This window comes from Kitasatospora sp. NPDC058063 (genome assembly GCF_042885395.1).
GTDB lineage: Bacteria > Actinomycetota > Actinomycetes > Streptomycetales > Streptomycetaceae > Kitasatospora > Kitasatospora lactacystinica.
In genome coordinates, this window is the sequence record NZ_JBHVSD010000031.1 from 80,778 (window position 1) to 102,714 (window position 21,937).

Here is a 21,937-nt window from a genome sequence, read left to right on the forward strand (position 1 = left end):
CAGAGCTGTCGGAACTGTCAGAGCTGTCGGAGTCGGGTACGTGGTGAGAGGTCCGGTACGGCCGCGGCGTCCGGGGCGTCGTCGAGCGCGTCGACCAGGCGCGCCGGCGTGGGCGCCTGGAACAGGGCGCCGAGGGTGAGTTCGCGGCCGAACCTCACCCGCACCCGGTTGACCAGCCTGGTCGCGAGCAGGGAGTTGCCGCCCAGCGCGAAGAAACCGTCGTCGACGCCCACCGCGGGCCGGCCGAGCACCTCGGCGAACAGCGCGCACATCGTCCGCTCCGCCGGGGTGCGCGGCCCGGGACCGGACGGTGCCGGTGCGAGGTCCGGGACGGGCAGCGCGGCCCGGTCGATCTTCCCTCTGGGGGTCAGCGGAAAGGCGTCGAGCGTGACGATCACCGAGGGCACCATGTAGTCCGGCAGCACCGCCGAGGCGTGCTCCCGCACCGACGCCGGGTCGAGCCCCGAGTCCCCGGCCGGGACGACGTAGCCGATCAGACGCCGTCCGGGCGGGGCACCCGGGCCGGCGACCACGGTCGCCTGGGCGACGGCGGGGTGCCCGGCCAGCACCGCCTCGATCTCGCCCGGTTCGATGCGGAACCCGTGGAGCTTGACCTGCTCGTCCGCGCGGCCGAGGAACTCCAGTTCCCCCTCCGCGTTCCAGCGGACCACATCGCCCGTGCGGTACATCCGCTCCCCCGGTTCGCCGAACGGGCACGGCACGAACTGGCCTGCCGTGCGGCCGGGGTCGTTCAGGTACCCGCGCGCCACGCCCGCACCGGCGACGTACAGCATGCCGGCCACCCCCGGCGGCACCGGCGACAGCGCCTCGTCCAGGACGTACACCCGCCTGTTGTCCATCGGCCGGCCGAGGGGGACGACGTCGGGCACGGCCTCGCCGGGGCGGAGCACCCGGCGCGTGGTGAACGTGGCGGCCTCGGTCGGGCCGTACCCGGCGACCACCACGGAGTCCGGACAGCGTGCCAGGACGCGCCGTACCGCGTCGGCCGGCACGATGTCACCGCCGGTCCACACCTGGCCGACCCCGGCCAGCGTGCCGGGGGACTCCTCGGCGAGCACCCGGAACAGCCCGGCCGTCAACCACAGTGCGCCGACCCGGTGGTCGACGATCAGCCGGTGGAGGTCGGAGAGCGCCAGTTCCCCGGGCGGGGCCACGACCACCCGGCCCCCGTTGAGCAGCGGTACCCACCACTCGAAGGTCGAGGCGTCGAAGGCGTGCGGGGAGTGCGCGAGCACGCGCGGGCCGCCCTGTTCGCGCCAACAGCCCTGCGCGGTCATGCTGATGACGTTGCGGTGGCTCAGGGCCACCCCCTTCGGCGTGCCCGTGGACCCCGAGGTGTACAGCACGCACGCCAGATGGTCCGGGCGCAGCGGCACCACGGGGTCGGTGGCCGGCTCCTCGGCGAGGCCGGGGTCGGCGTCGACGACGACCACCGGTGTGCCGTGGGACGGTGTGTGCTCCCGGGTGGCCCGGTGGGTGAGCAGCACCGCCGCCCCGGTGTCGTCCAGGACGCGCCGCAGGCGGGCCGTCGGGGCCCGGGTGTCCAGCGGCACGTAGGCGCCGCCGGCCTTGCCGATCGCCAGGACCGCCACCACCACGTCGGCGGAGCGTTCCATGAGCACGGCCACCGTGCTGTCGCAGCGGACGCCCAGGGCGATGAGCCGGTGGGCCAGCCGGTTGGCCCGGGCGTTCAACTCCGCGTAGGACAGCGTGGTTTCCCCGCACACCACGGCGGGCGCGTCGGGTGTGCGCGCGGCCTCGGCCGCGAAGGCCAGCGGCACCGTCGGGTGCGGCAGCGGCCGAGTGGTGCGGTTGCCGGCCACGACGGTCCGGTGCCGTTCCGCCTCGGTGAGGAGGTCGGGCCGGCCGATCGGCCGGTCCGGGTCGGCGGCCACCGCGTGCAGGAACCGGAGGAACCGCTGCTGGTGGGCGGCGAGTTCGGCCTCGGAGTAGAGCGCGGGGTTCGCGTCGACGTCGAGCCGGGGTTCGGTGCCGTCGGAGCGGTCGTAGACGGAGAACGAGAGGTCCTCGACCGGCCCGTTGGACAGGTTGTGCACGGTGGCCCGGACCCCCGCGAAGTCCAGGCGGTAGTAGAAGGACATGATGTTGACGACGGGCCCGAAGAGGACCCGCTCCGAGCGTGCCGGGTCCAGCTCCCGGCGCAGGTCCTCGCTGCGGTGGCGCTGGTGCGGGCGCAGCGCGGCGACCTCCTCGGCCACCTGTCGCGCGAGGGCGGACAGACCCTGTTCGGGGTGCACGCTCAGCCGCAGCGGCACCACGTTCGCGACCATGCCGGGGACGGCCGGTACGGAGGAGCCGGTGCGCCCGGTCACCGGCATGCTGAGCACGATGTCCCGTTCGCCGCTGAGGCGGTGGAGGTACGCGGCGACCGTCGCGGTGAAGGCGGTGGGCCAGCTCGCCCCGGCGGGTCGCGCGGCCCGCCGCAACGCGGCCAGGGTGGGCGCGTCGAGGCTGCCGGTACGGCGCAGGAAGCCGTCCGAGGCGGCCGCCGAGCGGCTGGCGAGGCTGACGGGATCCGGTCGGCCGGCCAGCCGGGCCGCCCAGAACTCCCGGTCCTGTTCGGGCTGCTGCGATGCGTGGTGGGCGGCGTCGTGCGCCAGCAGGAGGCTCAGCGGCCCGAAGGCCGGTCCTGCCCCGCCCCTGCCCTCGACCAGTCCGGTGTAGGTCTTGGCGACGCGGCGCGCGATCAGCGACATGCTGAAGCCGTCGACCACGATGTGGTGGACGCGCTGGTACCAGAGGAAGCGGTCCGGCGCGACGGTGAACAGGGCCTGGCGGAACAGCGGGTCCCGGGTGAGCCCGACCGGTGTGGACAGATCGGCGCGCATCCAGCGCTCGGCCGCCCGCAGCGGATCCGGTGTCGACGTGAGGTCGACGTGGTGCATCGTCCAGTCGGGCGCCGGGGTGACGACCTGCCGGGGGCCGTCGGCACCGTCGGTGAGGCGGACGCGCAGTGACTCCGTCTCGTCCACCACGCGCCGCACGGCCGTCTCGAACAGCTCCGGGTCGATCGGCCCGGGGATGTCCACGTACTCGCCGGTGTTGTAGGCGGGGCTGCCGGGGCGCAGGTGGTGGGCGAACCAGATGCCGGACTGCGCCGACGACAGCGGCAACTCGTGTCCGTCGCTCATCCGAGCTCCTCCAGGACGGCCGACAGCGCGTCGGCGAAGGGCGCCACATGGGGCGGCGAGAGCATGTCGTGGTGGTTGCCGGGGACCTCGACCACGTTCAGCGCCCCGCGGGTGCGTTCCCGCCACCGGGCGGGGACGACGACCGGGCCGGCCAGCGAGGGGTGGGCCTCGGCGCTCGTGAACAGGTGGATCGGTGTCCGCAGCCGTGCCGTCGACCGGTAGCGTCGGGCGGCCTCGCCGTTGGTGGTGAAGACCCGCACCATGCGTTGCAGTTGTTCGGTGCGCCCCCGCCGGGGAAGGCGCTCACCGGAGTTCGCGTCGTGGAGCAGCAGGGAGAGGACGTCCTGCTCGTCGAGCCCGTGGAGGTCCCCGGCCGACCCGTCGGCGGCTCCGGCGGTGGACGCGGGCGCTCCGGCGTCGATGATCCCGAGGAATCCCGGGGGGTTCCCCTGTTCCTCCAGCAGGCGGGCCATCTCGAAGGCGACCAGCCCGCCGAAGGACCAGCCGGCCAGCAGGTACGGGCCGTCGGGCAGGACGGACCGCAGCTCCCGCAGGTAGCGCTGCGCCTGCTCCTCGACGGTGGCCAGGGGCGGCTCGTCGGTGTTGTAGCCGACGGCCTCCAGGCCGTGGACGGGCCGGGCGCCCGCAGGGGATGCGGCGAGGCGCCCGGTGAGCTGTCCGGCCAGCTGGAGGAAGGAGCACACGTCGCCGCTCTGCGGGTGCACCAGGATCAGCGGCGCCCGGCGGCGGTCCCCCTCGGCCAGCGGGACGACGAGCCGGCGCAGCGCCCGGGACGCGTCGGGCAGTTCCGCGCACAGGCCCTCGACGGTGGGGTGGCGGAACACCGTGTTCAGCGGCACGGTGACCCCCCACTCCCGCCGGATCGCCTCCACCAGCTCGACCGCCCTGAGGGAGTGCCCGCCCAGCGCGAAGAAGTCGTCCCGGACGCCGACCCGCGGGGTGCCCAGCACACGCTCCCAGATCCCGGTCATCAGGAGTTCCGGCAGGTCCCGCGGCGGTAGCGCACCGGCCTCGTGGCCGTGGCGGGCGGGCGCGGGCAGGGCCCCGCGGTCCACCTTGCCGTTGGTGGTCAACGGGATCCGGTCGAGCGCGGTCAGCGTCGTGGGCACCATGAACTCGGGCAGGGTCTCGCGCAGGGAGCGCCGCAGGTCCCCCAGGTCACCGGGCCGGTCCTGCCACACCAGGTAGCCGGCGAGTTCGGCGTCCGTCCCGCTGCCGCGCACCGTCACCGCGGCCCTGGCGACACCGGGCTGCGCGCACAGCGCGGCCTCGATCTCGCCCAGCTCGATGCGGTATCCCCGGATCTTCACCTGCTCGTCGGTGCGGCCGAGGAAGACGAGGCTGCCGTCCGGCAGGTACCGCGCCAGGTCGCCGGTCCGGTACAGCCGGCCGCCGGCCGCGCCGAAGGGATCCGGCACGAAGCGCTCGGCGGTCAGCCCCGGCCGGTTGGCGTAGCCGCGGGTGACGCCGACCCCGCCGATGTGGATCTCCCCCGGTACGCCGACGGGCACCGGGGCGCCGGCCGGGTCCAGCAGGTGGATCCGGAGGTTGCCGAGCGGCCGGCCGATCGGCACGGACCCGCCCGGGCGGGCCAGGTCCCGTTCGGCGTCCACGCGCCGGGTGACACAGCCGACGGACGCCTCGGTGGGACCGTAGCCGTTCCACAGTGTGGAGACCCGGTCGAGGAGCCGCCGGGCCAGGGCGGGCTGGAGCGGTTCACCCACGCAGATCGCCTGGAACCGGCCGCCCTGCCATCCGCCGTCCAGCAGCAGGAGCCAGGTGGCGGGTGTGGCCATGAGCGTGGTGACGCCGAACTCGCGCATCATCTCCGTCAGGCGCGGGCCGTCGACGGCGACCTCCGACGGGGCGATCACCACGCTCGCGCCCCAGGCCAGGGGCATGAGCACCTGCGGGACGATGACGTCGAAGGAGATCGAGGCCACCGAGGCGACGACGTCGTCCCCGCCGAGGTCCAGCTGCCGGCCGCGGACCACCAGGTAGTTGACCACGCCCTCGTGCGGGACCAGCACGGCCTTGGGGCGGCCGGTCGAACCGGAGGTGTAGATCGAGTACGCCAGGTTGGCGGGCGTCGCGAGCGGTGGCAGCGGGTCGTCCGGCCGGGCCGCGATGAGCCGGGCCTCGGTGTCCATCCGCACCGTCGCGGCGCCGTGGCTCGGGAGCCGGTCGGCCAGGGAGTCCTGGGTGAGCAGCAGCGGCACGTCGGCGTCGGCGAGCATGAACGACATGCGCTGCGCCGGGAGGTCCGGGTCCAGCGGCAGGTAGGCGGCGCCCGACTTGAGGACGGCCAGCAGGGCCACGACCAGGTCCGCCGAGCGCGGCAGGCACACGCCGACCAGGCGTTCCGGCCGTGCTCCCCGGGCTCGTAGGTGCCGGGCCAACCGGTTGGCCCGGCGGTCGAGTTCCCGGTAGGTCAGTCGCTCGGCGCCGCAGCGGACCGCCACCGCGTCGGGGGTCCGCCGGGCCCGCTCCTCGACCAGCTCGTGCACGCAGAGGTCCGCGGGAAAGGGCTCGTCGGTGGCGTTGGCGGCCACCAGCAGCGCTTCGCGTTCGGCCTCGGTGAGCAGTTCCAGGCGCGAGACGGGACGGTCGGGATCGCCGGCCGCGGCGTCCAGCAGCCGGAGGTAGTGGCCGACCAGGCGCTCCACGCTCGCGCGGTCGAACAGATCGGTGTCGAAGGCCACCGTCCCGGTCGTCCCGCCCGTGCCGGCCGGCCCGTCGGCGATCACCAGGCTGAGGTCGACCTTGGCCGTGCCGTTGTCAACCTCGATCCGTTCGGCCTCCGTCCCCGGCAGCCGGAGGGAGGCGGTCGGGTCGGACAGGCCGGCGAACATCACCTGGAACAGCGGGTTGCGGTCGAGACCGCGGGCCGGCCGCAGCTCCTGCACCAGCCGCTCGAACGGCACGTCCTGGTGCGCGTAGGCGTCCGCGACGGTCCGGCGGACCCGATCGAGCAGCTCGGCGAAGCTCGGGTCGCCCGCGAGGTCGGTGCGGATGACCACGGTGTTGATGAACGAGCCCACCAGCGGGTCGAGTTCCGGACGGGTGCGGCCCGCGACCGGGGTGCCGACCGCCACGTCCGACTGCCCGCTGTAGCGGGCGAGCAGGGCCTGGAACGCGGCGAGCAGCGTCATGAACATCGTCGCGCCGTGCCGCCGCCCCAGCAGCCGCAACCGCCCGGCCAGCTCCTCGGGCACCGTGAAGGTGATCCGCTCGCCCCGGCCCGCGCGGACCGGTCCGCGCGGACGGTCGGTGGGCAGGTCCAGCGGCGACAGCCCGGACAGCTGTGCGCTCCAGTAGTCCAGTTGGCGCTGCAGGCGTTCGCCGGAGAGGCGGGCCCGCTGCCAGTGGGCGAAGTCCGCGTACTGGATCCGCAGGGGCGGCAGCTCGTGCTCGCGGCCCTCCAGCCGGCTCCGGTACATCGCCGACAGGTCGTCCCACAGCAGCGGCATCGACCAGCCGTCGACCGCGATGTGGTGGACGACCACCACCAGGACGTGTTCGTCCTCGTCGACCCGCAGCAGTGCCGCGCGCAGCAGCGGGGCGGTGGCCAGATCGAACGGGCGCAGGATCTCGGCGTGGACGAGATCGAGGGCCAGCCGCGTCCGGTGCTCCGCGGGCTCGGCCCGCAGGTCCGTGACGGGCAGGTCGAGCGGCCGGGCCGGCAAGAGCGAGGGGACGGGGCGCCCGTCCTGCTCGGGGAAGGCGGTGCGCAGGACTTCGTGGCGCCGCACCAGCTCGGTGAGGCTGTGGCCGAGGGCGGCCACGTCCAGCGGGCCGCGCAGCCGGAAGACCTCGTGGACGTTGTACATCGCGGGGCCGTTGGACAGCCGCTCGATCAGCCACATGCGTTCCTGGGTGAACGACGTCACCTGCGCGCCCTCCGGGCGGCGTGGGACCGCGTCCCCCGGCTCGCCCTCGGCGGCCCTGCTCCGGGCCGCGCGGACGCGCTGGTCCAGCAGGGCCCGGGTGGTGGCCGGCGGGGAACCGGCCGGCCGGCCGGGTTCGGATCGACTGTGCGGTGCCTTCACGGGTGACGGGCCTTTCCGGCGGGGAGCGGTTCGGCTTCGGCGGGGAGCGGTTCGGCTTCGGCGAGGAGTGGTTCCGCTTCGGCGGGACGTGGTTCCGCTTCGGCGGGACGTGGTTCCGCTTCGGCGGGACGTGGTTCCGCTTCGGCGGCGCCGAGGTCCACCAGCAGCGCCGCGTCGACGGCCTCGGCGAGTTCGGCGACGGTCGGGTGGAAGAACAGCAGGGTGACCGGCAGTTCGAGGTCGAGTGCCCGGCCGAGTCGGGACATGATCTTCGACGCGAGGAGCGAATGGCCGCCCAGCTCGAAGAAGTCGCCGTGCACGTCGTCCGGGGCGGCACCGAGCACCTCGGCCCAGATCTCCAGCACGAGAAGCTCGGTCTCGGTCGCGGTCCTCGCGACGGGAGCGACGGGAGCGCCGGCCCGGTCGGCACCGGACCGCGGGGCCGCGGGCGGCACGGCGGCAGTGGCGGGCGCGGAGCGGCTCGCACGGAGGCCGGGAGGGGTCTCCCACGCCGATATCGGCCGTTCGGGGCTGCCGACGAGCTGGTCGAGCAGCGCCCTGAAACCCTCGGAGAGCTGCCGCACCGTGTCGCGCTCGAAGAGGTCGGTGGCGTAGCGGATGACGCCGGTGATGCGGTCTCCGCGGTCCGTCAGGGAGACCTCGATGTCGAACTTCGCCACCTCGTTCGGTATCCGATGGTCGCTCACCTCGATCCCCGGGAGGCCGGACGGGAGCGCGGGCGGATCCTCCAGCTGGAACATGACGGTGAACAGCGGGTGTTGACCGAGATCGCGTTCGGGCCGCAGCTCCTGCACCAGCCGTTCGAAGGGGACGTCCTGGTGGGCGTAGGCCTCCACCGCGCACCGCCGTACCCGGGCGAGCACGTCGGTGAAGCCGGGGTCGCCGGACAGGTCGGTGCGCAGGACGAGCGTGTTGACGAAGAAGCCGATCAGCGGCTCCACCTCGATCCGGGTCCGTCCGGAGATCGGCGTCCCCACCGTCACGTCGGCCCGTCCCGTGCAGCGCGCCAGCAGGACCTGGAAGGCGGCCAGCAGTGTCATGAACGGCGTGACCTCGTGGGCGCGCCCCAGTGCGCGGACGCGGTCGGCGAGTTCGGCGGGAATCTCGATCTCGACCTGGTCGCCCCGGCCGGACCACACCGCGGGGCGGGCCCGGTCCGTCGGGAGCACCGACGGGCCGAGGTCGGCCAAGTGCTCGCGCCAGTAGGAGAGTTGCTCCTGCAGCGCGGCTCCGTCCTGATGGTCCCGTTGCCAATCCGCGAAATCGGCGTACTGGACGGGCAGGTCCGCCAGGGCGATCGGCCGGCCTTCCACGGCGGCACCGTATCCGGCGGAGACCTCCTCCCACAGCACCGACAACGACCAGCCGTCACAGGCGATGTGATGGATCACCAGGAGCAGCAGGTGGTCGTCGGGGGCGGTGCGGATCAGTCGGGCCCGCAGCATCGGAGCGGTCCCGAGGTCGAACGGGGTCGCCAGATCGGCGGCCATCAGCTCCCGGACCCGCTGCCGGGCCTGCTCCGCCGGGGTGTGCGTCAGATCGGTGATCGTCGGCACGAAGGTCCCGACCGGATCCGTGACGTGGCGCGGGCCGTCGCCGGAGTCGACGATCCTGCCGCGCAACACCTCGTGGCGCCGCACGACTTCGGTCAGCGCCCGGACGAGCGCGTCCTGGTCCAGCCGGCCGCGCAGGCGGACCGCGGTCGGAACGTTGTGGTCCGGCCGACCCGGCCGCAGCCGGTCGAGGAACCACAGCCGTTGCTGGGCGAAGGACAACAGGGTCGGAGCGTGCGCGCGCCGATCGGAGCCAGGCATGACGGATCCACCTTTCACGGCGATCGGGAACGCTCGAACGCCCCGGAAATCCCCTCGCCGATTCGCTACATCGCGATCAGTACGGCGGATAGTAGGCAGCTCCCGTCTCACTCCGCAAGACAGGAAACGGAGTTGCAGGCATCAAGACAATCTTTACGCCAGTCCACCGGATTCCTTATGTAGATCGAACACGCTCGACGGCTAGCATCGGCGCGATCGGCCGCGAGACCGCCTCTGACGTGCCGTCATGACCCCGGTCGAGCAACCCACTTCCGTGGACGGGCGCCACGTGATAATTCTTCTTTCACCAGGTGGACGGCCGGGTGAGCCCCTTTCGTGTCGGCCCCAACAATGTTCCGAATGAGATCGGTGAACCCGTTGCATGAACTCATCCGTTGAATATGAACTCACTTCGTTCGCATGAACTCGGAGAAGGCATGACGCAGCAGCAGAGCCTGGTGGGTTCATTCGTCTCGCACGCCACCGGCCATCCCGGCGATCCGGCGCTGGTGTGGCACGGAGAAGAGACGACCTACGGTGAACTCCACCGACTGGCGGAGCGGGAACGCGCCCGGATCGGCCGGCTCGCCCCGGACGAGGACGAGCCGATCGGCATCCTGGCCGCCAAGTCGCCCTCGACGATCGCCCTGGTGCTCGCCTGCCTGCTCGAAGGGCGGCGCTTCCTGCTGCTGCCGGCCCCCACGCCGGAGGGGCGGACGTCCCACGCGTTGGTCGAGCGGGCCGGAATCCGGCACGTCCTGACTCCGGACAGCCCCCGGGCGCCCGGGCCGGGCGCCGGGGACCGGCCGGCGGAACCGGGGGCGGCGCGCGATACGGAGCCCGCCGACATCTCCTTCATGTTCACCACCTCCGGTTCCACCGGGCGGCCGAAGATCGTGCCGCTGAGTACGGGGGCGGTGGACCGCTTCACCACCTGGGCCGGCGAGCGGTTCGGCATCCGCCGGGGGACCACGGTCCTCAACTACGCCCCGCTCACCTTCGACCTGTGCCTGCTGGACATCTGGACCACGCTCAAGTACGGCGGCCGCGTCGTCCTGGTCGATCCGGCCCGGGCCACCCACCCGGGCCACCTGCTGGACCTCGTCTCCCGCCACCGGGTCCAACTCGTCCAGGCGGTACCGATGTTCTACCGGCTGCTGGTCGACGCGGCCGCCGAGAGCGGCCGGCGGCTCGACACGGTCGAGCACGTCGTCTTCACCGGTGACAGCATGCCCGCCCGCTGCCTGGCCGAACTTCCGCACCTGTTCACCCGCGCGCGGCTCTACAACGTCTACGGCTGCACCGAGACCAACGACAGCTTCCTGCACGAGGTCGACGGCACCGAGCCGGCGGACGGCCCGGTGCCGATCGGGCGCCCGCTGCCCGGCGTCCACGCGGTGATCGTCGACGCCGACGGCGGGATCGTGACCGGGCCGGGCACCGGCGAGCTCCATGTCGCGACGCCGTTCCAGACCGCCGGCTACCTGGACCGGGAGCAGAACGCCGACAGGTTCGCGACCCACCGCCACGAAGGGGAGGCGCGGCGCTACTTCCGCAGCGGCGACCTCGTGCGGCGCGACCGGGACGGCCGCATCACCCTGGAAGGCCGGAACGACCACCAGGTCAAGGTCCGCGGCACACGGGTCAACACCCATGAGGTCGAACAGGTGCTGCTCGACCATCCCGACGTCGTCGAAGCGGCCGTGCTGGCCGTGCCCGACCCGGTGGCCGGCCGGCTGCTGCGGAGCGTGGTCCGTCGCGCCCCGGACAGTCGGCTGAACTCGCTGGCGCTGCGCCGGCACTGCGCACAACGGCTTCCGCTCACCGCGGTCCCCTCGACCCTGCTGATCACGGACGACCCGCTGCCCAGGACGTCCACCGGAAAGATCGACCGCACTCCCATCGAGCGCACCTGCTCCCAGTCCCAGCTCCAGTCCCAGCTCAGCGAACCCCAGCCCAGCGAAGGAACGGCCACGTGAAGCACGCCGCGACAGTCACCCGGTTCATCATCGAGGAGTTCCTGCCGGACGTCGGCGCGCACGAGCTGGACTCCGACTACGACCTCGTGGACGGCGGGGTCATCGACAGCCTCGGCCTGCTCAAGACGATCGCCTGGCTCGAGGACCGCTTCGACCTGCGCGTCGAGGAGTTCGACCTCGACCCGGACAGCTTCCGCTCCGTCGCCTCGATCAGCAGGTTCATCGAAGAGGCCCAGCCGCACCGGACGGAATCCCACTAGTCATGCACGAGGTACTGCGAGCGCTGATCGACCGGGACCGCACCGTCGACCAGGAGCTGTGGGGGTCCTTCTGGGACCAGCTGCGCGACGGCGCGCTGCGGTCCGGCGAGACGGTGGCGCTGCTGTCCTCGCTGTCCACCCGGATGCCCGATCCGGACACGCTGGTCGCGATGCTCCGCTCCCTGGACGAGCGACGGCCGGCCGTCCCCGCGCGGCTGGACGGCGCGGCCAACATCGTCGGCACCGGAGGCGGTCCGGCCACGTTCAACATCTCCACCGCGGCGGCGTTCGTCGCCGCGGCCCTGGGCGTCCGCATCGTCAAGACGGGATCCCGCGCCTATACGAGCAGCTGCGGCTCCCACGATCTGCTCGACCGCCTCGGCATCGGAAGGACCACCTCGTACGAGCAGACCGAGGCCCAGCTGGAACGCTTCGGCATCGCCTTCCCGGGGAACTTCGTCTACCCGCGGGAGGTGGCGCTGCTGGCCCGGAGCATCGTGCCGATGGACCTGCGGATGATCGGCGGATTCATCAACTTCGTCGGCCCCTTCCTCGCCGCGGTGCCGGTCTCCGCCCAGCTCGTCGGCGTCTCGGACCGTTCGCTGGTGCCGACTCTGGGCCATGTCGCCGCCACCGTCGCCGGCCGGCGGATCTGGCTGTGCTCCAACGAGCTGGGCATCGACGAGCTCGTCGGTTCCGTCGACAACACCGTCCTCACCAATGACGGCACCGACGGGATCCGGCTGTCGGCCGAGGCTCCGGGGACCGGGACCGGGACCGGGACCGGGATCGGGATCGGGACCGACGCGATCGCCGAACTGCGGCCGGCCGGAAGGGGCGAGGACGTGGTCGACCACTTCCTCGGCGTGCTCTCCGGGGAGGGGACGGATCTCGCGACGCGGACCGTCCGCCTGAACGCCGCCGCGCTGGCCGTCGCGAGCGGGCTGGTCAACGGGTGGCCGGAGGCGATCGGGGCGGCCGACGACGCCCTGCGCAGCGGCGCCGCCCGCGAGCTCGTCGAGCGCCTGCGCGCCCGACCGGCGCGCCGCACGGCGGCCGCGGCGCGTGCGCGGTGAGCGGGTTCTTCGCGCACCGGCCGCCGGACCGGCCCGGCCTGGCGGTGTTCCTCAACGCCGGAGACCCGCCGCTGCCGGTACTGGCCGACGTCATGCGGATGCTCGACGACTGCCGGGTGGACTGCCTGGAGCTGGCGGTGCCCTTTCCCCACTCGGTCACCGACGGGCCCGTCATCCGCCGATCGGCGCAGCGGGCCCTGGCCGACGGGGGCGGACTCGACGAGGTGCTCGACTTCCTCGGCGGGATCCTGCCCCGGCTGCGCCACCTGCGGGTGGCTCTGCTGGCCGACTGGAGCCACACGGTCAGGGACCTGACCGTGCCCGTGTTCGTCCGGCGGGTCGCCGACTCGGGCGTCCACGGGCTGCTGGTCCACGGCCTGCCACCGCGGCTGCGGGCCGGCTGCCTGGAAGCGGTGCGGGAGGCGGGGCTGCCCATGGTCGCCACCTGCTACGCCGCGTCGACGGCCGAGGTGAAGGCGGCGGCCGCCGAGAGCGCCACCGCGTACCTGTACCTGGTGGCCCACTACGGCCGCAGCGGCGGCAGGCTCACGGCCGACCACCGGGAGCTGGCCGCCGCGCTGGCCGAACTGCGGAATGCGACCGCCGTACCGATCGCCGTCGGGTTCGGCGTCCGCTCCGGGGCGGACATCGACCTGCTGCACGGCCTCGGTGCCGACGCCGCGGTCGTGGGCAGCGCCGGGGTCGCCCGGATCGAGCAGGCCCTCGCCGAAGGGGCCGACGTGGTCGAGGAGTTCCACACCTTCGTGCACACCCTTTCGCCGTACTCAGCCAACACCAGGAGGCACACCCGATGATCGTCCGACGCCTTGACGAAGCGAAGACCGTGGACTGGGGCAACGGGCTCAGCCGCAGGTTCCTTCTCGAATCCGACGGCCTGGGCTACACGATGACGGACACCACCGTCCGCGCCGGCACCAAGTCGAGGCTGGAGTACCGCCGCCACCTGGAGGCCTGTTACTGCATCGAGGGGACGGGCGAGGTCGTGGACGCCGACGGCACGTCCCACCCGATCGAGCCGGGCACGCTGTACGCGCTCGACCGGCACGACGCCCACTTCCTGATCGCGAGCCAGGACGAGGACCTCCGCCTGGTCTGCGTGTTCTCGCCCGCGCTGCGCGGCGACGAACGCCACAACCTGGACTCGGCCGAATTCTCCGAGTACTGACAGGACCGACAGGACTGACGGGACCGACAGATGATCAGGTGGAACGCCGACCAGATCGCCCTGGGCGAGGGGATCGCCCAGTGGTGCGAGGAACTCAGCTCGGGCCATCTCGAAGGGGACGCCGAAGGCGCCTTCCCGTGGGACAAGTGGAAGCTGATCAGGAGGTCCGGAATCCTCGGCCTGCCGTTCGACGAGCAGTGGGGCGGGCTGGGCCAGGACCTGCTCACCACCATGCACGTGCTCGAACAGCTCGGTACCGGATGCCGTGACGGCGGACTGAACTTCTCGGTCGCCACCCACCTGGTCGGCGCCGGGGTCCCGCTGCAGCGGTTCGGATCGCCTGAGCTCAAGGCGCGTTACCTGCCGGGGATCTGCTCGGGAGAGACGATCGGGGCGCACGCGATCAGCGAGACCGAGAGCGGCTCCGACGCGCTGGCGATGAGGACCACGGCCACCCGCGAGGACGACGGCTTCGTGCTGCGGGGCGGCAAGTCCTTCATCACCAACGGCCCGGTGGCCGACGTGTTCGTGGTCTACGCGCGCACCCACCCCAACGGCGGCCCGCTCGGCATCACCGCCTTCGTCGTGGAGCGGGACACCCCGGGGCTCGTCGTCGGGCCGCCCGTCGCCACCATGGGACTGCGGACCGCTCCGCTGGGCGAACTGCACTTCGACGACTGCAGGGTCCCCGCGTCCGCCGTGATCGGCCGGGTCGGATCCGGGTTCCTGGTCCTGGACCACGTGATGAAGTGGGAGATCCTCTGCTCCTTCGTCATCAACACCGGGCAGATGCGGTACCGGCTCGATCGCTGCGTCGAGTACGCCAAGGAGCGCGTCCAGTTCGGCCATCCGATCGGCTCGTACCAGTCGATCTCCCACAAGCTCGTGGACATGAGCATCGGCCTGGACACCGCGCGGAAATGGCTGTACGACACGGCGGTTCGGCTGACGGAGGGCGAGAACGTCACGAGGGACATCGCCGTCAGCAAGCTCGTCGCCAGCGAGAGCAACCTCTCCTCCGCGCTGGCCGCCGTGCAGATCTTCGGCGGCAGCGGGTACCTGGCCGAGTACGGACTGGAGAAGGACGTGCGCGACGCGGTCGCCGGCCCGATCTACTCGGGCACCTCGGAGATCCAACGCAACCGCGTCGCCGCCATGTTGGGGCTGTGACGCCTGATGCTGGTCAAGATCTGCGGAGCCGCCTCGGCCGGGGACGTGGCCTCGCTCGAAAGCGCCGGAGCCGACCTGGTCGGCCTGTGGCACGGCGTTCCGGGGGGTTGCACGGAGCTGACGCTGCGTCAACTGACCGTGCTGGCAGACGTCGTGCACCGGACGGCGCGACTGTGTCCGGTCCTCGTGACCTTCCTGAACGACGCCGGGGCGCTGCGCGCGGCGACGGACGCGGCCCGGGTGCCGTGGGTCCAACTGCACGGCTACCAGCCGCCGGGTCTGGTCCGCGCGCTGAAGAGCACCGCGGACCTCACCGTGGTCAAGGTGCTGCACCTCGGTACGGACACCCGCGCGGAGCGGTCCCTGATCGCGGCGTACGAGCGGGCGGGAACGGACCTCTTCCTGCTGGACACGGTGGCCGGGGACGGCCGGATCGGCAGTACCGGGCAACCGGCCGACCGCGCGGCCGTCCTCGGGATCGCGGACCGCCTCTCGCGCCCCTTCCTGCTGGCCGGCGGCATCACGGCCGGCAACCGGGAGGACTACCGGGAGGTGGTCGACCACCCCCTGTTCCTGGGCATCGACGTGGACACGGCGGCCAGGGACTCCGACGGACGGCTGAGCACCGACCGGGTCACGGCCGTGCGGCGCGGCTGGCACGCGACGGACGGCAGCGGGGTGCCCGGATGACCGCCGAGTTCATCGAGGCACTGTTGGACGCCCGCCGACCGGTGATCATGGAGCTCAAACGGCAGGACGCCGCAGGAAACGACCTGTTCGGTGACAGGTCGGCCGCCCGCCTGGTCGCCGACTACCAGGGCGTCGGCGCACCCTGCCTGTCCGTGGTGACCGGGCGGTGGTTCGGCGGCACCCAGGACCTGCTGCGCGAGGTCGTGGAGACGACGGACCTGCCCGTGCTGCAGAAGGACTTCATCACCCGCCGGAGCCAACTGCACCAGGCCCGCGAGAGCGGCGCCTCCGCGGTCCTGCTCACCGCCGCACTGCTGCCCCGCGCCACCCTGGGCCACCTGGTCGACCTCGGCCTGCGCCTGGGCCTGACGCCGTTCGTCGAAGTCACCACCGAGGAGGAGATCAGCCGCGTGCCACGCGCCGAGGAGTGCGTGGTCGCGGTGAACAACAAGGACATCGCCACCCGTGAACGCGGCCCGGGCGACCTCGGCCGGAGCTCCTCGCTCCTGCCCGCGGTGCTGAACAGCGGCACCCGGTGCCCGGTGAGTGCCGGAGCCATCCGCTGCCCCGACGACGCCGCCCGCCTGCTCGGGGAGGGCTTCGCCGGTGTGCTCGTCGGGACGGGCCTCCTGCGCACCGCCGGCCTGCCGGGATGGCTGGACGGCCTCGACGCCCGCCTCGGCACCCGCCCCGACACCCGCCCCAACGCCCGCCTCGGCACCCGCCCCGACGCCGGCCCCGAACCGGCTCCACCCGTCCGCCGCCCGGCGGACCCCCCACCCACCAGCGACATCCGGAGGTAACACCATGACCAGCGCGGCAACCGAGCAGTGGAAGGTCGTCGTCAACGACGAGGAGCAGTACTCGATCTGGTCCGCCGACCGCGAGTCGCCGGCGGGCTGGCACGAGGTCGGCGTACAGGGCGCGAAGGACGAATGCCTCGCGCACATCGAACGCGTGTGGACCGACATGCGCCCCCGCAGCCTGCGCCTGCGGTCCGTCCCGGAGGACGGTGCGCAGTGAACCCGACGCTCGCACCGCACGGTGCGCGCCCGGCGACCGGGCCCGTGCTCTCCACCGCCCTGGACCTCCCGGAGTGCCGGGCCCGGGGCTGGGTCGTCGTCGACTCCGTGGTCGACGGCCTCGCCATGGGCGGCACCAGGATGACCCGGACGGTGACCGAGCAGGAGCTGACCGGGCTCGCCAGGGCGATGACCCACAAGCTGGCGCTGGTCGGCCTGCCCATCGGTGGCGCCAAGGCCGGCATCGCCCCCGACCCGGACGCCGGCGTCGAACGGGAGGCGGTGATGCGGGAGTTCGGCCGCGCCGCGGCCCCGCTGCTGCACGGCGGGGTGTACCTGGGCTGCGACCAGGGCACCACCTACGCCGACCGGCGGCTGGCCTTCGAGGCCGCCGGGTACGACGTCACCCGCCTCCCCGGCACCACCCGCCTCACCGTCGGCTGGGCCGAACTGTGGGACCACATGGCCGACATCACCGGGTTCGGCGTGGCCGTCGCGGTGCTCGGCGCCCTACGGGCCTCCGGCGCGCCGACCCCGCAGCGCATCGCGATCCAGGGCTTCGGCACCGTCGGGCGCGCGGTGGCCGGTCATCTGGCCGCCCACGGCCACCGGGTGGTGGCCGTGGCCGACGTCCGGGGCACCGTCGAGGACCAGCGCGGACTGCCCGTCACCGAACTCGCCGCGCTCACCAGCAGCGACGGCGCGATCGACCGGAGCCGGCTGCCCGACCGGGTCACGGTCCACGGCCCCGGGCAGGCGTGGCTGCACGTCGACGCCGACGTGCTGGTGCTGGCGGCCTCCGCCTCCGCGGTCGACGAGGAGGCGGTGCCCGCGGTCCGGGCCCGTCTGGTGGTCGAGGGCGGGAACCTGAGCTGCACCGCACCGGCCCGCCGGCTGCTGCGCGAGGCCGGCCACACCGTCCTGCCGGACGTGGTCGTCAACGTCGGCGGCGCGGCGGCGACCGGGTGCGTGCTCACCGGGCTGGCCCCGTCCGACCTGCCGCTCCCGCAGCTGTCCGAGTGGCTGCGCGAGTGGGTCGCCGGCAGGATCGCCAGGAACTGCGAGCTGGTGCAGGAGCTGAGCGCCACGGGCAGCGCCGATCCGGTCGCACAGCTCCTCGGATCGCGCGCCACCCCGGCCGGGGCCGGCCCTGCCGACGCCACCGCTCCGGCCGGGGCCGCCGGACCGGGGATCCCGGCCGACCGGTGATCCGGCGGGAGGACGCGCCCTGGTGACGGGCGGCGCATCGGCCGGCCGGGCCCCGGCCGGCCGCGCCCGCCGACGAGCCTGCCCGTCACCGTCCGTGGTGACCGTTCCCATGCTCGCTCCGCCTCCGTCGGCGGCGCGCATCGCACGAGTCATGGATAGAGTGCGAACCACCATGGCGCGGCACCGACGTGCACGGACCCTCGGACGGCCACCCGGGCGGAGCAGCAGGCCGCCGGACGGCGCGCCACCGGCGTCCCGGCGGCGATCGCCGAAGCCACCGGCCGACCTGACACCGCCCCCTTCCATCCGGTCCTCTCCAGGAGCCCCCGTGCAGCACGTCACCCTGAACAACGGCGTCCGGATGCCGATCCTCGGCTTCGGCGTCTACCAGATCCCGGCGGACCGGACCGAGCAGGCCGTCTCCGAGGCCCTCGCCGTCGGCTACCGCCTGCTGGACACCGCCGCCGCCTACGGCAACGAGGAAGCCGTCGGCCGCGCCATCGGGAGCAGCGGAATCCCCCGCCGGGAGCTGTTCGTCACCACCAAGCTGTGGATCCAGGACGCCCCCGCCGAGGCCAACGCCCGCCGCGCCTTCGAGACCTCGCTGACCAGGCTCGGCCTGGACCACGTCGACCTGTACCTGATGCACCAGCCGTACGGGGACGTGTACGGCCAGTGGCGCGCCATGGAGGCCGTCAACCGCGAGGGCCTGGCCAAGGCGATCGGCGTCGCCAACTTCTACCCCGACCGGCTCCTCGACCTGGTCCTCAACAACGAGATCACCCCGGCGGTCAACCAGATCGAGACCCACCCCTTCTTCCAGCGCGCCGCCGACCAGGCCCTCATGCGCGAGCACGGCGTCCGGCACCAGGCGTGGGGCGGCTTCGCCGAAGGCAGGAACGAGCTGTTCACCAACCCCGTCCTCGCCGGGATCGGCGAGGCGCACGGCAAGTCCGTGGCGCAGGTCGTGCTCCGCTGGCTGGTTCAGCGCGGCATCGTGACCATTCCCAAGTCGGTCAACCCCGACCGGATGGCGCAGAACATCGACGTCTTCGACTTCGAACTGGACCACGACCAGATGTCCGCCGTCGCCGCCCTCGACACCGGCACGACGCTGTTCTTCGACCACCGGGATCCCGAGATGGTCGCCTGGCTCAGCCGGCGCCGCCTGGACGGCTGAGCGCCGGAGCGGGAGCGCGGCGGCCGGGGCTGTCAGGTATCGGAGTAGCTGAGGTCCCCGATCGTCCAGCTGCTGATGTCCTCGATGGCGATGCGGTACATGCCGCCCGTGTGGGGCAGTGCGAAGTCGCCCTGCAGGATCTTCGCCCGGTGGAGGTGGAGGTGGGTGGGCCGCGCGGGCGGGCCGTCCGCGGGCGGGGCGAAGAGGGCGGCGAACGGCTTCAGGTGATCCGAGGCCTGGAGGACCTCCGCCACCCGTTCCCACCACAGGGCCACCGGTGCGAGTCTGCCGGTGATCACCGCGCCGGGGACCACCACGGTCAAGGCCATCTGGTTGCTGTGCTCGGACTCCACCATCGCGGCGATGTCGACGAGCAGCCCATCAGGGTTCGACATGACTCCCAGGGTAGGGCACGGCCCGGTCCCCGTACGTGTCGCGGGTGAGGCGGTCTCCGACGGCGACGTGTCCCGCTCGGAGTGCGCGAGGGCGCCAGGGCGTAGGGGTGCGCGGCCGGACACGGCGCGCCCAGCGGATTCACGCCGGTGGGAGGCGCCTCCACGGACCGTGCACGTCATGCCAACCATCCTGCCCTCAAAGCGTGTTGGGTCCCTGCCTCGCTCGGGACCGGCGGCCCCGGACGAGGCTTCCCCGAAACCGGAGGCGAAATATCCGCCCGCTGCCCGCCCGGGCCTGCTAGAGTCGTTTTAGTTGCAGTAGTGGTTCCCATGAACTTTGTGTGCGCCTGCTGATGTATTCCGCAGGCGCATTTTTGTTTCCCGGCTCTTCCCCGGGTGGGTGCTCATCGCGGCGACTCGGAGCTCGCGCTGTGCGTGCTCCGGAAAGCCCCTTGAAGGAGATTTTTAATGGCTAATGGCACCGTGAAGTGGTTCAACTCGGAAAAGGGCTTCGGCTTCATCGAGCAGGAGGGTGGCGGCCCGGACGTCTTCGCCCACTACTCGAACATCAACGCCAACGGCTTCCGTGAGCTGCTCGAGGGCCAGAAGGTGGAGTTCGACGTCACTCAGGGCCAGAAGGGCCCGCAGGCCGAGAACATTCGCCCGCTGTAATTCTTCTGCCACGGCACCCGCCTAGCAGCGAGGGGCCCGCACCGCGTACACAATGCCCGGTGCGGGCCCCTCGGCGTTGCCTCAGGCGCGCCCCCGGCCACTGAGCCCGCTGACCAGCACCGCCGCCGGCGGGCACCCCCACGCGAGACGCACAGCGCCGCGTCCGAATCACCCCCCTGCCGTGACATCTCGATTCGAGGTCCTCGCTCCCGCCCATGCCGGCGGGCGCCGACCGCAGGTGGCGTGCCGCACGGTTGCACCGTCCACGCCCCACCCGTCACAGCTCTCGGCCCGTTCCCTTGCGGTCTCCGTCGGCGCACCGCGCCCCGGAGCCTTCCCCGTGACGTGCCGCCCCGAGGAAGGTCTCCCGCATGAACCGCTCCACTCGCTCCTCGTACCAGAACGCCAACTCCCGTTCCAGCCGCGCCCACGGAACCCGCGCCGGTGGCAGCTCCTTCTACGGGGACCGGCCCTCGGGCGGCCGCACCACCCGTCAGGGTTCCTCCGCCCAGCAGGAGTTCGCGATGCCGGTGAGCACCACCCCGGCGCTCCCGGCCGTCGAAACGTTCGCCGAGCTGGACATGCCCAAGGCCCTGCTCTCCACGCTGACCCGGCAGGGTGTCACGGCGCCGTTCCCGATCCAGGCCGCGACGCTCCCGAACTCGCTGGCCGGACGTGACGTCCTGGGCCGGGGCCGCACCGGTTCCGGCAAGACCATCGCGTTCGGTCTCGCCGTGCTGGCCCGCACCGCCGGCCGGAAGGCCGACCCCCGCCAGCCGCTGGCCCTGGTGCTGGTCCCCACCCGCGAGCTCGCCCAGCAGGTCACCGACGCTCTCACCCCGTTCGCGCACGCGGTACGGCTGCGGATGACGACCGTGGTGGGCGGGACCTCGATCGGCCGCCAGGCCCAGGCGCTGAACCGCGGGGCCGAGGTCGTGGTGGCCACGCCCGGCCGGCTCAAGGACCTGATCCAGCGCGGCGACTGCCGGCTGGACCGGGTCGACATCACGGTGCTCGACGAGGCCGACCAGATGGCCGACATGGGCTTCCTGCCCCAGGTCACCGAGCTCCTCGAGCAGGTCGCCGAAGGCGGCCAGACCCTGCTGTTCTCCGCCACGCTGGACCGCAACGTCGACCGCCTGGTGCGGCGCTTCCTGAAGGACCCGGTCACCCACTCCGTGGACCCGTCCGCGGCGACGGTCAGCACCATGGAGCACCACGTGCTGCAGGTGCAGAACTTCGACAAGAACGCCACGATCGCCCACATCGCCTCCCGTGACGGCAGGGTGATCATGTTCATCGACACCAAGCACGGCGCGGACGGCCTGGTCGAGGACCTGCTCGCGAACGGGGTCAAGGCCGCCGCCCTGCACGGCGGCAAGTCCCAGCCCCAGCGCACCCGCACCCTGGAGCAGTTCCGCACCGGCCAGGTGACCGCGCTGATCGCCACCAACGTCGCCGCCCGCGGCATCCACGTCGACGGCCTCGACCTCGTCGTCAACCTCGACCCGCCGGGCGACCACAAGGACTACCTGCACCGCGGCGGACGCACCGCCCGGGCCGGCGAGTCCGGCACCGTCGTCACCCTGGTCCTGCCCAACCAGCGCCGCGCGATGGCCCGCATGATGACCACCGCCGGCATCACCCCCGTCACCACCAGGGTCACCGCCGGTGACGAGGACCTCGTCCGGATCACCGGCGCCCGGGTGCCCACCGGCGTGCCCGTCGTGATCCCCGACCCCGTCGTCGAGCGGCCGCGCCGCAGCGCGTCCGCGAGCCGCGGCCGCCGCGGCCGCGGCGGCCCCGCCAACACCGGCGGCAACACCCGGGCCAACACCGGTGGCAACACCCGGGCCGCCTCCGGCCGCGACAACCAGGGCTCCGCCGACCGGCGCCGGGCACCCCGGCGCGCCGCCCTTTCCGCGTAGCACTCGACGGGCCCGGCCCGCCGCACCGGCCGGGCCGCCTCCCCCTGGCGCCCGAGGGCGCCACCCGGGGCCGGCCGGACGGGCCCATCGGC

17 protein-coding genes are annotated in these 21,937 nt (G+C 72.8%); 13 read left to right on the forward strand and 4 right to left on the reverse strand.

All coding sequences use genetic code 11. The features are described from left to right. Positions 1-17 precede the first annotated feature (17 nt). From ACFVUY_RS37320 to ACFVUY_RS37330, 3 genes are read right to left on the reverse strand one after another with little or no spacing between them, the layout of a single operon-like run. Positions 18-3,173 (reverse strand): amino acid adenylation domain-containing protein, encoded by a 3,156-nt coding sequence (locus ACFVUY_RS37320; RefSeq protein ID WP_387695256.1) that lies wholly within the window; start codon positions 3,171-3,173, stop codon positions 18-20. Continuing rightward, positions 3,170-7,243, reverse strand: a complete 4,074-nt coding sequence (locus ACFVUY_RS37325; protein ID WP_387736591.1) for an amino acid adenylation domain-containing protein — start codon at positions 7,241-7,243, stop codon at positions 3,170-3,172. Before ACFVUY_RS37325 ends, ACFVUY_RS37320 begins: the two co-directional genes overlap by 4 nt. Continuing rightward, complete coding sequence (locus ACFVUY_RS37330; protein WP_387736592.1) at positions 7,240-9,078, reverse strand: condensation domain-containing protein; 1,839 nt, start codon at positions 9,076-9,078, stop codon at positions 7,240-7,242. The genes ACFVUY_RS37325 and ACFVUY_RS37330 overlap by 4 nt, the downstream gene beginning before the upstream one ends. Before the next feature lie 437 nt (positions 9,079-9,515). Here ACFVUY_RS37330 and ACFVUY_RS37335 point away from each other — a divergent pair, with 437 nt between their 5' ends. The 11 genes from ACFVUY_RS37335 (at position 9,516) to ACFVUY_RS37385 (ending at position 18,850) form a co-directional block, all read left to right on the forward strand. Continuing rightward, a complete protein-coding gene (locus tag ACFVUY_RS37335; protein ID WP_387736593.1) occupies positions 9,516-11,057 on the forward strand; it encodes an AMP-binding protein in 1,542 nt (513 codons plus the stop codon). Beyond that, the gene (locus ACFVUY_RS37340; RefSeq protein WP_387736594.1) at positions 11,054-11,317 is read left to right on the forward strand and encodes an acyl carrier protein; all 264 of its coding nucleotides are present in this window, start codon (positions 11,054-11,056) and stop codon (positions 11,315-11,317) included. Before ACFVUY_RS37335 ends, ACFVUY_RS37340 begins: the two co-directional genes overlap by 4 nt. Positions 11,318-11,319: 2 nt before the next feature. After that, positions 11,320-12,393: an anthranilate phosphoribosyltransferase gene (locus tag ACFVUY_RS37345; RefSeq protein ID WP_387736595.1), complete on the forward strand. Its 1,074-nt coding sequence runs from the start codon at positions 11,320-11,322 to the stop codon at positions 12,391-12,393. Continuing rightward, positions 12,390-13,208, forward strand: coding sequence for a tryptophan synthase subunit alpha (gene trpA / locus ACFVUY_RS37350; RefSeq protein WP_387736596.1), 819 nt, complete (start codon positions 12,390-12,392; stop codon positions 13,206-13,208). The genes ACFVUY_RS37345 and trpA overlap by 4 nt, the downstream gene beginning before the upstream one ends. Next, entirely contained in the window at positions 13,205-13,579 is a 375-nt protein-coding gene (locus ACFVUY_RS37355; RefSeq protein WP_387695262.1) for an ectoine synthase, read from the forward strand. The genes trpA and ACFVUY_RS37355 overlap by 4 nt, the downstream gene beginning before the upstream one ends. A 30-nt stretch (positions 13,580-13,609) precedes the next feature. Continuing rightward, positions 13,610-14,749 (forward strand): acyl-CoA dehydrogenase family protein, encoded by a 1,140-nt coding sequence (locus tag ACFVUY_RS37360; protein WP_387736597.1) that lies wholly within the window; start codon positions 13,610-13,612, stop codon positions 14,747-14,749. Between the two features lie 6 nt (positions 14,750-14,755). Next, on the forward strand, positions 14,756-15,439 hold the full coding sequence (locus ACFVUY_RS37365) for an N-(5'-phosphoribosyl)anthranilate isomerase (protein WP_387736598.1): 684 nt from the start codon (positions 14,756-14,758) through the stop codon (positions 15,437-15,439). Next, a complete protein-coding gene (locus tag ACFVUY_RS37370; protein WP_387736599.1) occupies positions 15,436-16,242 on the forward strand; it encodes an indole-3-glycerol-phosphate synthase in 807 nt (268 codons plus the stop codon). The genes ACFVUY_RS37365 and ACFVUY_RS37370 overlap by 4 nt, the downstream gene beginning before the upstream one ends. A gap of 4 nt (positions 16,243-16,246) precedes the next feature. Beyond that, complete coding sequence (locus ACFVUY_RS37375; protein WP_359908868.1) at positions 16,247-16,462, forward strand: MbtH family NRPS accessory protein; 216 nt, start codon at positions 16,247-16,249, stop codon at positions 16,460-16,462. Further along, positions 16,459-17,670 (forward strand): Glu/Leu/Phe/Val dehydrogenase dimerization domain-containing protein, encoded by a 1,212-nt coding sequence (locus ACFVUY_RS37380; protein ID WP_387736600.1) that lies wholly within the window; start codon positions 16,459-16,461, stop codon positions 17,668-17,670. Before ACFVUY_RS37375 ends, ACFVUY_RS37380 begins: the two co-directional genes overlap by 4 nt. 328 nt (positions 17,671-17,998) lie before the next feature. Continuing rightward, positions 17,999-18,850 (forward strand): aldo/keto reductase, encoded by an 852-nt coding sequence (locus ACFVUY_RS37385; protein ID WP_387736601.1) that lies wholly within the window; start codon positions 17,999-18,001, stop codon positions 18,848-18,850. A gap of 32 nt (positions 18,851-18,882) precedes the next feature. Here ACFVUY_RS37385 and ACFVUY_RS37390 read toward each other — a convergent pair whose 3' ends face one another. Further along, positions 18,883-19,245, reverse strand: a complete 363-nt coding sequence (locus tag ACFVUY_RS37390; protein WP_359908853.1) for a hypothetical protein — start codon at positions 19,243-19,245, stop codon at positions 18,883-18,885. A gap of 468 nt (positions 19,246-19,713) precedes the next feature. Here ACFVUY_RS37390 and ACFVUY_RS37395 point away from each other — a divergent pair, with 468 nt between their 5' ends. Both ACFVUY_RS37395 and ACFVUY_RS37400 read left to right on the forward strand, forming a co-directional pair. Continuing rightward, positions 19,714-19,917: a cold-shock protein gene (locus tag ACFVUY_RS37395; RefSeq protein WP_045694210.1), complete on the forward strand. Its 204-nt coding sequence runs from the start codon at positions 19,714-19,716 to the stop codon at positions 19,915-19,917. Positions 19,918-20,288: 371 nt separating this feature from the next. After that, positions 20,289-21,845, forward strand: a complete 1,557-nt coding sequence (locus tag ACFVUY_RS37400; RefSeq protein ID WP_387736602.1) for a DEAD/DEAH box helicase — start codon at positions 20,289-20,291, stop codon at positions 21,843-21,845. Positions 21,846-21,937 lie beyond the last annotated feature (92 nt).